General features: G+C 66.1%; 10 protein-coding genes. 2 read left to right on the plus strand and 8 right to left on the minus strand.

Annotation, left to right across the window (positions count from 1 at the left end; genetic code table 11):
• The 6 genes from AC07VI_RS28435 to AC07VI_RS28460 form a co-directional block, all read right to left on the minus strand.
• Positions 1–1796 (minus strand): sensor histidine kinase (locus AC07VI_RS28435; protein ID WP_494808832.1); only part of this gene is annotated, 1796 nt, incomplete at its 3' end.
• Positions 1793–2155, minus strand: a complete 363-nt coding sequence (locus AC07VI_RS28440; RefSeq protein ID WP_086148540.1) for an Hpt domain-containing protein — start codon at positions 2153–2155, stop codon at positions 1793–1795. The genes AC07VI_RS28440 and AC07VI_RS28435, both read right to left, overlap by 4 nt.
• A 27-nt stretch (positions 2156–2182) precedes the next feature.
• A complete protein-coding gene (locus AC07VI_RS28445) occupies positions 2183–2809 on the minus strand; it encodes a response regulator (protein ID WP_086148541.1) in 627 nt (208 codons plus the stop codon).
• Positions 2810–2882: 73 nt separating this feature from the next.
• A complete protein-coding gene (locus AC07VI_RS28450; RefSeq protein ID WP_099375412.1) occupies positions 2883–3797 on the minus strand; it encodes an HDOD domain-containing protein in 915 nt (304 codons plus the stop codon).
• The gene (locus AC07VI_RS28455) at positions 3794–4435 is read right to left on the minus strand and encodes a hypothetical protein (RefSeq protein ID WP_086148573.1); all 642 of its coding nucleotides are present in this window, start codon (positions 4433–4435) and stop codon (positions 3794–3796) included. Before AC07VI_RS28455 ends, AC07VI_RS28450 begins: the two co-directional genes overlap by 4 nt.
• Positions 4436–4493: 58 nt before the next feature.
• Positions 4494–6203, minus strand: a complete 1710-nt coding sequence (locus tag AC07VI_RS28460; RefSeq protein WP_492993901.1) for a methyl-accepting chemotaxis protein — start codon at positions 6201–6203, stop codon at positions 4494–4496.
• Between AC07VI_RS28460 and AC07VI_RS28465 the strand changes: the two genes are divergently transcribed.
• Positions 6202–6480 carry a hypothetical protein gene (locus AC07VI_RS28465; RefSeq protein WP_099375414.1) on the plus strand — a complete coding sequence of 93 codons (279 nt, stop codon included), beginning with the start codon at positions 6202–6204 and terminating at the stop codon, positions 6478–6480. The genes AC07VI_RS28460 and AC07VI_RS28465 overlap by 2 nt on opposite strands.
• 58 nt (positions 6481–6538) lie before the next feature.
• Positions 6539–8989 (plus strand): membrane-bound PQQ-dependent dehydrogenase, glucose/quinate/shikimate family, encoded by a 2451-nt coding sequence (locus AC07VI_RS28470; RefSeq protein WP_492993903.1) that lies wholly within the window; start codon positions 6539–6541, stop codon positions 8987–8989.
• A gap of 75 nt (positions 8990–9064) precedes the next feature.
• Here the strand turns inward: AC07VI_RS28470 and AC07VI_RS28475 are convergent, their stop codons facing one another.
• Both AC07VI_RS28475 and AC07VI_RS28480 read right to left on the minus strand, forming a co-directional pair.
• A complete protein-coding gene (locus tag AC07VI_RS28475) occupies positions 9065–10156 on the minus strand; it encodes a hypothetical protein (RefSeq protein ID WP_492993905.1) in 1092 nt (363 codons plus the stop codon).
• A 21-nt stretch (positions 10157–10177) separates the two neighbouring features.
• On the minus strand, positions 10178–13630 hold the full coding sequence (locus tag AC07VI_RS28480; protein ID WP_492993907.1) for a DUF748 domain-containing protein: 3453 nt from the start codon (positions 13628–13630) through the stop codon (positions 10178–10180).
• Positions 13631–13697 lie beyond the last annotated feature (67 nt).

The following is a 13697-nucleotide window of genomic DNA, read 5'->3' on the forward strand; positions in this document are numbered from 1 at the left end:
GCGTCCGGGAGGGGGGGCTGCGGCGCGGCGGCCGGGGCGGCGGCGCCGCACGGGATGCGCACGGTGAAGCGGGAGCCGGCGCCGGGCGCGCTGTCGCAGCCGATCTCGCCGCCCAGCAGTCCGACCAGCTGCTGGCAGATGGCCAGCCCCAGTCCCGTGCCGCCATACGCGCCGCTGATGCTGGCGTCGGCCTGGCAGTAGGGCTGGAAGACGCGGCCCAGCTGCTCGGGCGTCATGCCGATGCCGCCGTCGCTGACCTGGAACAGCAGCGTGGCCGTGTCCGGGCGCTCCGGCGCGCCGGGCGCCAGCTGCAAGCCCACCGTCACCGGGCCCGACGCCGTGAACTTGATGGCGTTGCCCACCAGGTTGCCCAGTATCTGCGCGATGCGCGTGCGGTCCGAGCAGACCTGCCGCGGCACGCGCGGGTCCACCTCGGCCACCAGCTGCAAGCCTTTGCGGTCCGCCTGTGCGCGGTGCAGCACCAGCAGGTCGTCGAGCAGCAGGCGCGGGTCGAAGTCGCGCAGCTCCACGCCCATCTGGCCCGCTTCGGCCTTGGACAGGTCGAGGATGTCGTTGAGTATGTGCATGAGGTCATGCACGCCGTTGCTGACGTTGCCCGCATAGTGGCGCTGCGTCGCATCGAGCGGGGTTTCCAGCAGCAGTTCGGCCATGCCGGCGATGCCGGCGATCGGCGTGCGGATTTCATGGCTCATGATGGCCAGGAAGCGCGACTTGGCGGCGTTCGCCGCTTCCGCGTGCGCCTGCAGCGCCAGCGCCTTGGCCGTGTCGCGCTCGCGGCGCCGCAGCAGGCCCATGATCAGCGCCACGGCCAGCGCCACCACCAGCAGGCTGACCAGCGCCGCGCCGCCCATGGTGCGCAGCATGCGGCGCCAGCCCGCCAGGTAGACCGCGTCCGTGACGGTGACGTTGATGGCCAGCGGATAGTCGCGCACCAGGCGGATGCCGGCCAGGCGGTCGACCGGGCGGCCCTGTTCCGCCGTGCGCGGCAAGTCCACCTGCAGCACGCCGTGCGTCTTGCCCTGTTCCAGCAGGCGGTAGGTGCTGCCCGTCAGGTTGCGCTTGCCCATCATGGCCGGGACGGCAGGCCAGCGCGCCAGCAGCGTGTAGTCGCTGCGGTACAGGGAAAAGGCCGTATGTTCGCCGATGCTCGTGTTCTGGAAGAATTTGCTGAAGAAGTCGCACGACAGGCCGACCAGCACCACGCCCAGGAAGCGCCCGTCCGGCCCGCTGATGCGCCGGCTGATATAGAAGGTCCAGGCGCCGTTGCCCTTGTTTTGCACGGGGGCGCTGACATGCATGCCGCCCTCCGGGTGGCGGCGGTGGTAATCGAAGTAATCGCGCTCGTCGAGGCGGATGGGCGGCGCCGGGTAGGCGCGGCTGAAGACCAGCACGGCGCCGTCGCCGCCGACGATGGACACCACGTCCACTTGCGGCACGCCGCCGATCTTGTGCCGCAGCAGCTGGTGCATGGCCGGATTGCCGGCGGCAGCGGCCAGCGCGGCCGCGTTGGCCGGGGCGGCCGCCTGCACCTCGTTGCTGACGCTGTCGAGCACGAGGCGGGCCGCCGTCATGCTTTGCGCCGTGTTCTCCGCCAGCAGCAGCGACAGGTTGGACAGGTCCTGTTTCCAGTCTTCGACGGCTTCGCGGTGCAGCAGCACGCCGGAGACGATGATGCACAGCGCCAGCAGGACCACCAGCGCCAGGCCGGCCACGGCTGCCGTGGCGCGCGGCGGATAGCGGTGCACCAGGCGCAGGATGGCCCGGCGCGCGTTCATGTCTGCGCGCCCGTGTAGTCAAGCATGCTGCGGCGTACCTCCTGCTCCACTGCGCCGAGCAGCGCCGCTGTTTCATCGAGCCAGCCGGGCGGCGCCACGCCCTGGTGGCGCACCAGCTGCTCCAGTTCGGCCAGGCGCGCCGTCAGCGCGCGGGCGCCCAGCAGGGTCACGGTGCCGCGCAAGGTATGACAGCCATGCACGATGGCCTGCATCGCGCCGCTGCGCACGGCCTGCTCCACGCGCGCATACATGGCCGGGGAGGTATCCAGGTAGGTCTGGGACAGGGCGCGGAACATCTCCAGGTCATGGCCGGTGGCCTGGAACAGCACGGCTGGATCGATGTGGCGATAAGCTGGCATGCTGGACTCCCGGACGAAGGTGGTGGACTAGGCGGCCAGGCTGTTGCGCCGCGCATGGCCGGCGCAGCAGGCGCGCAGATAGCCGCGCAGCTCGTCGTAATTGACCGGTTTGGCAAAGAACACCACGCCGGGCGGCACGCCGCCCCGTTCTGCCAGCTCTTCCGACGTCAGGCTCGACAGCATGGCGATGTGCATTTCCGCCAGCAGCGGGTCGGCCAGGATGGTGCGGATCACCTCGTAGCCGTCGATGCCTTCCATGACGATGTCGGCCAGCAGGATGTCGGGCTGGTCGCGGGCGATTTCCATCAGCGCCTGGTAGCCGTTTTCGCAAAAGCGCAATGCCGCCTGCAAGCCCCAGGAACCGATCTGCTTTTCATACAGCGCGCGCTCCATCGGATTGTCCTCGATGACGAGGATGGAGGGCGGACGGCCCGTCGGCGCCGGACGGGCCGGGCGCGCCGTGCGCTGTTCCTGGCCATGCTGGCCCGGATTGCCCTTGTAGGCTTCCACTGCCGCGAGGGGAATGCGGCGGTGACCGCCCTTGGTCTTCCAGGCTTCGATAACGCCGGCCTCGACCAGTTGTTGCACCGATGTGACCGAGATGCCGAGGATTTCGGCGGCCTTTTGTGTAGTGCAAACGTCGGCTGTATGCATGATGAGCTTTAGGGGCGAATAAGAGTTGAAGGGAATGATACGCAATCGCGCTCAAAAAATCAATTTCAACAAATTATATGAATTCACTAAAGGCCATGCGGGCGGCGCGCCGCGACCTGGTCCGCATGCGGCTGGCGGCGCCAGGTTCGGCCAAGGCGAGTATATCGCGCCATTCGCTCCACTCGGCGCTGCTGTGGCGCAGCAGCGTTTCCATGTGTTGCGCATCGAGTCCCAGCGCCCGCGCTGCCGTCATCGACGGTCCGCGCGGACCCGCGCCGTTGATCAGTATCAGGTCGGCGAAGCCGCTGGCCAGCTTCAGCAGCCAGGCCAGGTCCGTCATGCGTCCCGCCTGGCCGAAGCCGGGCGGCGCGGCATGGCAGCGCACGGCGTCGCACAGGATGTCCGGCATGCCCCAGCCGCGCATGAGGATGGCCGACAGCGCCAGCTCGTGGTGGCCGAAGCGGCGCGACTGTTCGCACAGCAGCAGGGAGGTGGCGCCGCCGCCGTGCAGGGCCAGCAACTGACCGTACGCCTGCGGACGCAAGGTGGCCAGGGCCAGCTGGCCGAGGCTGGCGAGCAGACCGCAACTGAACAGCTCATCGGCGGGCGCCAGTTGCAGCGCCTCGCCCGCCACGCGGGCCGCGCAAGCCATGGCCAGCGCGTGCGCCGCGTGGCGCGCGCCGTCGAAGGGGGCGCACGCGGCCGCCGGCGCGGGCGGGGCGGCGAACGCGCGCTGCAGGGCGGGCCGCCCGATGGCCGCCAGCATCGCCGCGTTGACGGCCGCGTGCCGGCGCCCGTCCGCTGGCACGGCGCCGTTGGCCAGGCCGATGACCTGGCCGCACAGGGCGGGATCGCTGCGTATCTGCTCGGCCAGTTCATCGAGCGGCGCCTGCTGCTGGCACATGGCCGCCAGCCGCTGGCGCCGCCATTCGGGCGAGGGCAGGACGGCGCCGCCCCGCAGCAGCGCCAGGTCGATGCGCGCGCTCATGACAGGCTCCCCATGTCGCTGCGGTCGTCCGCTTCGGCCGCGCTGGTCTGCAGGGCCGTGACGGCCTGGGACAGCGCGTCGAGCGCCATCAGCAGGTCGGCGTGCAGGCGGCGCTGGGCGGCGATATCGTTGGAAAACCCCGCATGCACGGCTTGCCGCGCCAGCGCCTGCAAGGGCATCAGGCCCATGGCATGGCTGCCGTCGAGGATTTCCTGCGCCAGGATGCGGGCCGGGGCTGCGCGTTCGCAGCGCAGCGCATGGGCGATGCCGGCCAGGCGGTCGCGCGTTTCGGACACGAACAGGGCCAGGATCTCGCCCTGCAGGCGCCGGTCGTGGCCGAACATGGCGTCCAGGCGGGCCTGCTCGAAGGGCGGTGCGGCGCGTTCCTGCGGCTCCAGCGGCAACGCGGGCGCTTCCTGCGCCCTGGCCGGGGCGGCGGTCTTGCGCGTCTGCAGTAGTTGATGCAGATCAACATGTGCCTGCGTGGCGTCCGGCGCGCGGCTGGCCTGGCGCCAGCGGATGCGGCGCCAGAGCAGGGCGGCCAGCACGAGCGCCAGGCCAGCCATGGCCAGGGCCGGCCGCATCAGCGAAAGGTCTTCGCAGCGTATGAAGGGATAAGTGAGAAAAAGGGCGTTCATGGCGGTGCTCCGGTGCGGTGTATGCCAGTGGTCGTGCGTCATTCGTGCAATCGATGGTTCAGAAAACTTCCCAGTCGCCGTCGTCGGCGGCGGCCGTGCTCCTGGCCGGGGCCGCGCCGCGCGTGACCACCAGCTTGAGCGGCGCCGCCTTGCGCGCTGCGGGCGGCCGTGCGGCAGGCGCACGGGGCGCATGGGACGCCCGCGGCTGCGCTGGCCGGGACGGGGCGCCAGCCGGGCCGTGCGCCAGCTTGAAGGCGCTTACCACGGCGGCCAGCTTGCCCGCCTGCTCCTGCAGCGATTGCGATGCCGCCGCCGCTTCCTCGACCAGGGCCGCATTCTGCTGCGTGGCTTCATCCATCTGCGTGATGGCGCGGTTGATTTCCTCGATGCCCGTGCTTTGCTCCACGCTGGCGGCCGAGATTTCGCTGACGATGTCGGTGACGCTGCGCACCGTGTCGACCACTTCCGTCATGGCCGCGCCGGCCTGCTGGACCAGCTTGCCGCCTTGCCCCACCTGTTCCACGGAGTCGCTGATGAGGGCCTTGATTTCCTTGGCGGCGGCCGCCGAGCGGTGCGCCAGGTTGCGCACCTCGGTGGCGACGACGGCGAAGCCGCGTCCCTGTTCGCCGGCGCGCGCCGCTTCCACGGCCGCATTCAGGGCCAAAATGTTGGTCTGGAAGGCGATGCCGTCGATGACGCCGATGATGTCGGCGATCCTGTTGGACGAGCCGTCGATCGCTTCCATCGTGCGTATCACGTCGCCCATCACCTGGCCGCCGTGCGCCGCCTTGTCCGAGGCGCTGACGGCCATTTGCTGGGCCTGGCGTGCATTGTCGGCGTTCTGCCGCACCGTGGCTGTCAGCTCTTCCATGGCCGAAGCGGTTTCCTCCAGCGAGCCGGCCTGTTGTTCCGTGCGCGCCGACAGGTCCAGGTTGCCCGCCGCGATCTCGGTCGAGGCCGTGCTGATGGTGTCCGTGCCGGAGCGTACTTCGGCCACGATGCGCACCAGGCTGTCGCTCATTTCCGCCAGGGCCGTCATCAGCTGGCCCACCTCGTCCTTCGAGGCGACGGGTACCTGTACGCTGAGGTCGCCGCCGGCGATGGCGCGGGCCACGCCGATGGCGCCCGCCAGCGAGGCGACGATGCGGCGCGCCAGCAGCAGGCCCATGCCGGCCACCAGCGCCGTCACGGCCAGCGCCAGGCCGAGCGAAATCCAGCGCGCGCTGGCGATGGCGGCGGCGCCGTCGGCCGCGCCCTTGTTGCCCAGATTTTCGTTGTAGCGGTGGTGGGCGGCGAGGGCGTCGACCAGTTCCTTGATGATGGGCTGGTTTTCCATCAGCAGGTCGCGCGCCGCGTCGAGCTCTCCCGCCTTCGACAACGCCAGCACCTTGTCGCGCACGGCGTCGTAGCGCAGCAGCACGGCGCGGTCCGTGGCCAGCAGCGCCTTGTCCTGTTCGTCGGACAGGTTTTCCTGCTCATACTTGTCGAGCGCCTTGCCGACGGCCGCGCGCGCCTCGCGGATGCCCGCTTCCAGCGCGTCGCGCCTGGCCGCATCCTTGCTGGCCATGTGCTGCCAGACCGCCGTGCGCATCTGCGCGAACGGCACGAAAGCCTGGTTCAGGGTCAGCAGGCTGGGCACCGTGTTGACGGTGGCATAGCTGGCCGCCGTGTACACGCGGTCCATCTGGTAAATGCCGAAGCCCGTCAGGGCGGCCAGGCCCAGGACGACGGAGAGGATCAATGCGTACAGCCGTTTGGCGATGGTCATGATGGGCGCCGCTCCAAAGGAAGATGAAAATCAGGAAAACCGGTTTGCCAGGTGCATGATTTTCATTTTACGATATAAATTTGGTTTATTCGAGATATTTGTTGTGAATTTATTTTATTTTATGTTTTTCGTCAAAATCGCACTACAGAAGAGCGCGGCTGGCAGTGTTGCGGACGGGAAGCGGGTGTTGGCTTGTGGCGAAAAGCAACACTGCGCGCATATTCGCGCTCGCGTGTGCCACGCTTTGCCAATTAGTGAAAAAATGGAATTGCCTTGATTGCCATCAACACGGTGCGCAGGCGCGTGCCGCCGACTGACTCTTGTAAAGGAGCATCATGACTGCCTCTGCCCGGCCTGGACCCTTGTTCGCAATCACCGCAGTCATCTTTCTCCTGCTGGGACTGGCGCTCGTCGGCGGCGGCGCCTGGCTCGTCAGCCTTGGCGGTTCCTGGTATTACGTCGTGGCCGGCATCGGCATGCTGCTGGCCGGCGCGCTGGTCTGGCAAGGACGGCGCAGCGCGCAGCTTTGCCTGGCGCTGCTGCTGTTCGCCAGCCTGATCTGGTCCGTCATCGAAGTGAAGTTCGACTGGTGGCAATTGCTGCCGCGTCTCGACATCTGGTTCGCCGCCGCCGTCTGGCTGCTGCTGCCGTTCGTCGACCGCCGCCTGGCGCCGGCCCTGGCCCGCGGCGCCAAACCGCGCGACGCGGGCAGGAGCGCGCTGGCCGCCGCCGTGGTGGCCACGGCCGCCGTGGGCATATTTTCCCTGTTCCAGGATTACTACACCCTGCACGGCGAAGTGCCGGCAGACAGCATGGCGGCCGCGCCGCAAGGCGATTATGCGCCCGGCGTGGCGCCCAACGACTGGGCCGCCTACGGCCGCTCCGGCTATGGCGACCGCTACGCGCCGGCCGCGCAGATCACGCCGGCCAACGCCGCGCAGCTGCAACAGGCGTGGGTGTATCACACGGGCGACTTCAAGGGACCGAACGACCCGGGCGAGATCGCCAACGAAGTCACGCCGCTGAAAGTAAACGGCATGCTGTACCTGTGCACGCCGCATAACATCGTCATCGCGCTGGACCCGGACACGGGCAAGGAGCTGTGGCGCCACGATCCGCAGATCAACCGCGATGCGTCGAGCTACCAGCACATGATCTGCCGCGGCGTGGCCTACTGGGACGTGAACGCGGGCCGCGCCAAGGGTGACCCGGCGCCCGAGGCGGCCGGCATGGAATGCCCGCGCCGCATCTTCGCGCCCACCATGGATGCGACCTTGATCGCCGTCAATGCCGATACGGGCGCGGCGTGCAAAAGCTTCGGAGAAAACGGCGTGATCGGCCTGTACCACGGCATGGCCATGAAAAAACGGGGCTTTCTGATGCCGACGTCGCCGCCGGCCGTGGCGCAGAACGTGGTGGTGATGGCCGCCAGCGTGACGGACAACGATTCCACCGAGGAGCCTTCCGGCGTGATCCGCGGCTACGACCCCGTCACGGGCAAGCTGCTGTGGAACTGGGATGCCTCGAACCCGGACGACACGGCGCCCATCGCCGATGGCAAAACCTATACGAACAACTCGCCCAATTCCTGGGGCGTGTCGAGCATCGATGAAAAGCTGGGCATGGTGTACGTGCCGATGGGCAATGAAACGCCCGATACCTGGGGCGGCATGCGCAACCCGAACGGCGAGAAATACAACAGTGCCATCGTCGCGCTGGACCTGGCGACCGGGAAAGTGCGCTGGGTCTACCAGACCGTGCACCATGACATCTGGGACATGGATATCGGCGGCCAGCCCACCCTGGTCGACATCGACACGCCGAAAGGCAAGGTGCCGTCCGTCGTGGCTACGACGAAGCGGGGCGACATCTACGTGATCGACCGCCGCGACGGCAGCCTGGTCGTGCCGGCGCCGGAAAAACCCGTGCCGACGGCCAACGCGGCCCCCGGCGACCGCTTGTCGCCCACGCAGCCGTTCTCGGCCCTCACTTTCCTGCCCGAGAAGCACATCAGCGAGACGGATATGTGGGGCACGACGCCATTCGACCAGCTGGCTTGCCGCATCATCTTCCGCCAGCACCGCTACGAAGGGCCGTTCACGCCGCAGACCGTGGCGCAGGGCAAGATCAAGGGGGCCATCATCTCGCCGGGCCCGCTGGGCATCTTCGAGTGGGGCGGGGCGGCCGTCGATCCGGGGCGCCAGTTGCTGCTGGTCAACCCCGACTACATGGGCTTTCTGGAACGCCTGGTGCCGCGCGCGCAAGCCAATGTGAAGGGCGGTTCCGGCACGGAAATGGGCTTGCAGCCGCAGACGGGCACGCCGTTCGCCGTGGAAATCAAGCCTTTCCTGTCGCCGCTGGGTTTTCCTTGCCAGGCGCCGCCCTGGGGCTATGTGGCCGCCGTCGACTTGCGCACCATGAAAAAAGTGTGGATGCACAAGAACGGCACCACGCGCGACAGCGCCCCCGTGCCCATCGCCTTGCCGCTGGGCGTGCCCAGCCTGGGCGGCATGAGCACGACGGGCGGCGGCGTGGCATTTCTCAGCAGCACGCTCGACTACACCATCCGCGGCTACGACGTGCGCAACGGCAAAACCGTCTGGAAAGCCCGCTTGCCGGCCGGCGGCCAGGCCACGCCGATGAGTTATGTCTCCGACAAGACGGGCAAGCAATATGTGGTGGTCATGGCCGGCGGCCACGGTTCGCTGGGCACGAAGATGGGCGACAGCCTGGTGGCGTTTGCCTTGCCGGACGAGGCGGTGAAGGGGGCGGGGAAAGGGAAGTAAGAAGAGAAGTAAGTGAAGCGCATCCGAGGCATGGTCTGGCCATGCCTCGGATGCGCCGCCATAAGGGCCCCGACGCTATGGCAAGCGGCGATTCAAGATGATGAGTTCGGCATTATCCGCAGTATCGTCCGCCAGCGGGTAGAGCACGACCGCATAAGCACGCTCCGTGGTCTTGTTGATGCTGGAAATGATCAATTTGTCACCGGGTATCGACAGAACCTCGTTGGTCAGCAGGTTCCGGTAGCCTTGCACGCCTTTGCTATAGAATATTTCCAGTAATTTATCATTTTGCGTGGTCAGCCAGCCGTTTCCAAACTCGGTATTGAACCGCGTGACAAAAGTATCGTCTGCGATGTCGACTGGCTGCCATGTATTGAACAGCGGATCGGCAAAGTCCACCAATTCAATGATCTCGCTTGCCCCGGACGCAGCTATTTTTTCGATAATGATTTTATCGTTTTCTTGCGCCAGCAGATAAGAATCCTTGTCGAAGGAGGCGCTCAATATCTGCAAAACCGGGATATCCTTCGCCTCAATCTCCCGCGAGCGCGTGACGTTGCCTTTTTCATCGATCTCCCGGTGCAGCAGGATGCTGCCGTCATTGGCCAGCAAGTGGATCGCCTTGTTGCAAATGGCAATGCGGTTATTTGCGGGCAAGGGGACCTTGCTATTGTGTTTCTTCCTCAGCTTCCCATTGATAAACTCGATGGCCAGGATTTTGTCCGGTTTCTTATCGTCAAAATCCACATCGTGAAATATCGAATGTGAGTCCGTCGTTCCAATGAAGTCTCCTGTACATGGACGGTTACCCTTTGGTAATTCCACATCTTCACGATGAAAGATGGGAATGCTGATTTCCAGTTCTTTATCAGGATGATAGGGAATGACGGAAACATAATTTTCCTGATCCGGACTCAGGAACAGTGTCGGCAAAATGCCGTCATCCTCGACGTAGTTTTCAATACTGCCGTCAACCCCGACAGTTGTATACATCAGCTTGTACGTGCCATTTTTTTCATACACATAGTTAGCCAGCAGCGTCTTTTCAGCACATGACATGCTGGTTTTGGCTGATACGGCTGTCTCAGCAAGCAGTGTTGTCATTGTGCCCCAGTCGCCCTGCGTGACAGACGATGTATAGGGCGCTACTTTGTCGAGGTTTTTCATGCGTCAGATGCTCTCCGTATTTTATTGTGCCGCCAATCCCAGTTTCAAGCCCACCGGCTTGCCCGGTACGGCCTGCGTTTTTTCCGGCGCGCCCGCACTGACCCTGGCCGCCGGCGTGCCGTCTTGCTGCAAGGCCGCCAGGATGGCCGCGCTGCGCTGGGCGCCCAGCTTGTTCAAGGCATCGGCAGGCAGCGGCTGCCTGGCTTCCAGCTGCTCGCGCAAGCCGTTATAAAAAGCGCCCGTGTCGGCCACTTGCGGTTCGCCCTCGATCAGCTTGCCCAGGCGCTGCAGGACGGGGATCTTGGCCGCCGCCGGCGCGGAGGCGCTGGCGGAGGCTGCCGCCGCTGTGGCTGGTACGGCCGACTCCGCCGCCTTCTTCTGCTTGTCCAGCTCGGCCTTGCCGAAGCGCTCGCCGTACAGCTCGCGCAGGGCGCCCCGTATCTTGCGTTCACCCAGGCTCAACGGTCCTGGCTCTTCGCCCGCTTCCAGCTTGATGCCGGCCTTGGCGGCGACGGCGCGGCGCACGGCCTGGGCGCGCAGGGCGGCCCCGTCCGTGTCGCTGTACTGGCCCGGCACGGCCAGCTTCAGCTGTTCGCGCTTGGCCAGGATCTGCGCCACCTGCTTGAGTTTTTCCCGTTCGGGCGGCAGCAGCACGGCGCTGCCCGCGTCGAAGTCGATGGCTTCCAGCTTGTCGGCGCTGATGCCCAGCAAGTTGCCCAGGGCGCGGAACGGCGCCGTGACGATTTTCGTCAGCACATTGCCGACGGCTTTCCAGATCAGCGCGCCATAGCTGAATTGCGGGTCGTTCATGTCGCCCGACACGGGCAAACCGAGGTCGATGCGCCCGTCGCTGTCCTTGAGGATGGCCAGCGCCAGTTCCAATGGCAGTTTCAGGGCGTCCGGGCTGTCGATGCGCTCGCCCAGGGTCAGCTTGTCGAGCACGACCTGATTGGTGCCGTCGAGCTGGCGGTTGCGCACCTTGTATTGCAAGTCCAGCGAAATCTTGCCTTCCGCCACTTTGTAGCCGGCGAACTTCATCGTGTACGGCGAGGCGGACACCATGTCGACGTTCTTGAAGACCACGTTCAAGTCCGTGTTGTCGGTGGGGGCGAAGGGATTTAATTGTCCGCGCACGCGCGCCAGGCCGAATTCGTCGATGCGCCCATCGAGCTCGATCTGGCTGCGCGCATCGCGTTTCGTCGACAGGCCCGTGACGACGCCGTTCAATTCATAGATTTTCGCCGCAAACTGGGGCCGCAGGCTCAGGTCGGCAAAGTCCAGCTTGGCGTTCTGCAGGCGCACGCGGCGCACGCGCACGGGGAAGGCGGCGTCCGGCGCCGATGCGGCAGGGGCGGCTGGCTGCGCCGGTTCCGGCGCCTTGACCAGCAGGCGCTGCGCATTGAGGCTGCGGTCGTTTTCGATGATCAGCTGGGCGTTCGGTTCCACCACGCGCAATTCCGCGATGTCGAGCAAGTCCGGCCCCACGCCGGCCGTCAGCTTGTCGGCGCGTACGCTTTTCCAAGAGGCAAAACGCTTGCCATCCATTTCATTGAGCACGAGGCCGGCGATATCCACGCCGCCCACATAGCGCACTTTCGGCGCTTTCGGCGCGCCGCCGCCCGTCGTCAGGCGGCCGCTGCCGGACACGGCGCCGCCCGCCAGCTTCAGTTTCAAGTGTTGCGCCAGCAATGGTTGCACGGGCGCCAGGGCCAGCTGCTTCAGGTCGAGCTGCGCATCGACGGCGCCCGTGCCCGGCACGAACTTGCCGTTGGCCGTGAGCACGCCGCCTTCGCGCAGGCCCACGCCCAGTTCGAACGGCAGCGCCTGCTTCATGTCGTTGCTGGCGTTGTGCAGCGACAGGCGCGCATCCTGCACATTGACCTTGATGCCCGTGCCCGCATCGTCGAAACGGGCGCCGAACTTGCTTAGCTCCACCTTGTCTACCGTGGTGGACCACGGCGCGGAAGGGGGTTCCTTGCCCGCGTCAGCCTTGCTGGAAGCAAATACGGGCAGCTTTTGCGCAATCGCAAACTCTCCCTGGCGGTTGCGCGCCAGGTCGATCTGCGCGCCGCTGGCCGTCACGGCGCCCAGGTGGACGGTATGCGCCGCCAGGTCGATCTTGCCTTCCGTAAAGCCCAGCTGGGCCAGCTTGAACGGCGTTTGCGCGCCCCGCTGCATGGCCAGATCGGCCACTGCAAAGCTGGCGCCGTCGATGACGGTGGCCATGCCCGATGGTGCTTGCTGCATGCCCAGCTGCAGCTGCAGTTGCAGCTGCCTGGCGCTCAATTGCAGGGCAGGGGAGACGGTTTCATCGATGACGGACACGTCCACGTTGGCCAGGGCCACTTGTTTCAAGTCCACTTTCCACTTGCCAGGCTTGGCTGGCGCGGCGGAAGCCGCCGCTGCGGGGTTGCCAGGCAACATCAGGTTTGCCACGTCGATCTCGCCCTTGCCGTCACGCCGCACGGCCACCTTGCCGCCGTCGAGGCTGATCTTTTCCACCGTGACGTTCTGGCGCGCCAGATCCACGTCGGCGCCCGTGACGGCCAGGGTGGTCATCGCCGTGAACGGTTCTCCCTTGCCGTCGCGCACCAGCGCCAGGTCGCGCAGGGCCAGTCCCGCACCTTTGACTGCCGCTTCCAGCGTGCCGTCCGCATAGGAAAAAGCGTAGGGCAGGCGCGCCGACAGCTTGCCGCTGGTCACTTGCGCACGCGTGTAGGCTTTCAGGTAGGCGGCCAGGCCGGGCAGGGAAGCGTCGGTCAGGATCAGCTCGCCTTCGCCACGGATGGGGTTCAGCGAGGCCGTGCCGCGCCAGTGCAGCTTGCCGCCGCGCGCCGCATCGGCGCTGAAGGTATAGCTGCCATTGGCGTCAGGCAAGGTCGAAATATTGTCGAGCGAAAAGGCGATGGGCGTGAAATTGTCCGCGTAGCCCGCCTTCTGGTCTTGCCATTCCACTTTGCCTTGTTCCAGCGCAAAGCGGGCGATGACGAGGCGCGGCATGCCGCCCTCGCTCTTCTCCGGATGCTTGCGTTGCCAGGTGGCCAGCACCTCGGCCAGGTTGAACTTGCCGTCCGGCGTGATGGTCAAATGCGCCTGCGGCGCCGTGATGCGGATTTCGGCCAGGCTCCAGGCGCGGCGCACGATGGATTTCCATTCCAGTTGCACGGCCAGCGCGCCGATGGCCAGCAGCGGCGCACCGCTCTGGCCATCCGCGCCGGGCGCCTCCCTGAAGGCGATCTGCTCCGCTTCCAGCCGCAGGGTAAACGGGTTGAAGCGCACGTCGGCGATGCTGGCCTGGCGCGCGAGTTCTTTTTCGGCAAATTTGGGCAGCTGGTTTTTAATGACGTAGGGCACCAGCCAGAAGCCGGCCGCGCTGTAGGCGGCGAGGGCGCAGCCGGTGCCGACGGCCCAGCGCTGCCAGCGTTTCCAGCGAAATGTTTTCGTCTGCACGCTTTTCTTGTCGATTGTGTTCACGAACTTACCTTTAGTATCTTGTTGGGCGGCGCGTCCTGCGCGCCGTGACTGTCAGTATGCCTCTTTG

This window comes from Janthinobacterium sp. GW821-FHT03A03 (assembly GCF_059421435.1).

Excerpts from the sequence above, each read along its gene's own strand:
- AC07VI_RS28465 (WP_099375414.1), top strand. The coding sequence starts at position 6,202 with ATGATGGGCGCCGCTCCAAAGGAAGATGAAAATCAGGAAAACCGGTTT.
- AC07VI_RS28450 (WP_099375412.1), bottom strand. The coding sequence starts at position 3,797 with ATGAGCGCGCGCATCGACCTGGCGCTGCTGCGGGGCGGCGCCGTCCTG.
- AC07VI_RS28460 (WP_492993901.1), bottom strand. The coding sequence starts at position 6,203 with ATGACCATCGCCAAACGGCTGTACGCATTGATCCTCTCCGTCGTCCTG.
- AC07VI_RS28440 (WP_086148540.1), bottom strand. The coding sequence starts at position 2,155 with ATGCCAGCTTATCGCCACATCGATCCAGCCGTGCTGTTCCAGGCCACC.
- AC07VI_RS28475 (WP_492993905.1), bottom strand. The coding sequence starts at position 10,156 with ATGAAAAACCTCGACAAAGTAGCGCCCTATACATCGTCTGTCACGCAG.
- AC07VI_RS28455 (WP_086148573.1), bottom strand. The coding sequence starts at position 4,435 with ATGAACGCCCTTTTTCTCACTTATCCCTTCATACGCTGCGAAGACCTT.
- AC07VI_RS28445 (WP_086148541.1), bottom strand. The coding sequence starts at position 2,809 with ATGCATACAGCCGACGTTTGCACTACACAAAAGGCCGCCGAAATCCTC.
- AC07VI_RS28470 (WP_492993903.1), top strand. The coding sequence starts at position 6,539 with ATGACTGCCTCTGCCCGGCCTGGACCCTTGTTCGCAATCACCGCAGTC.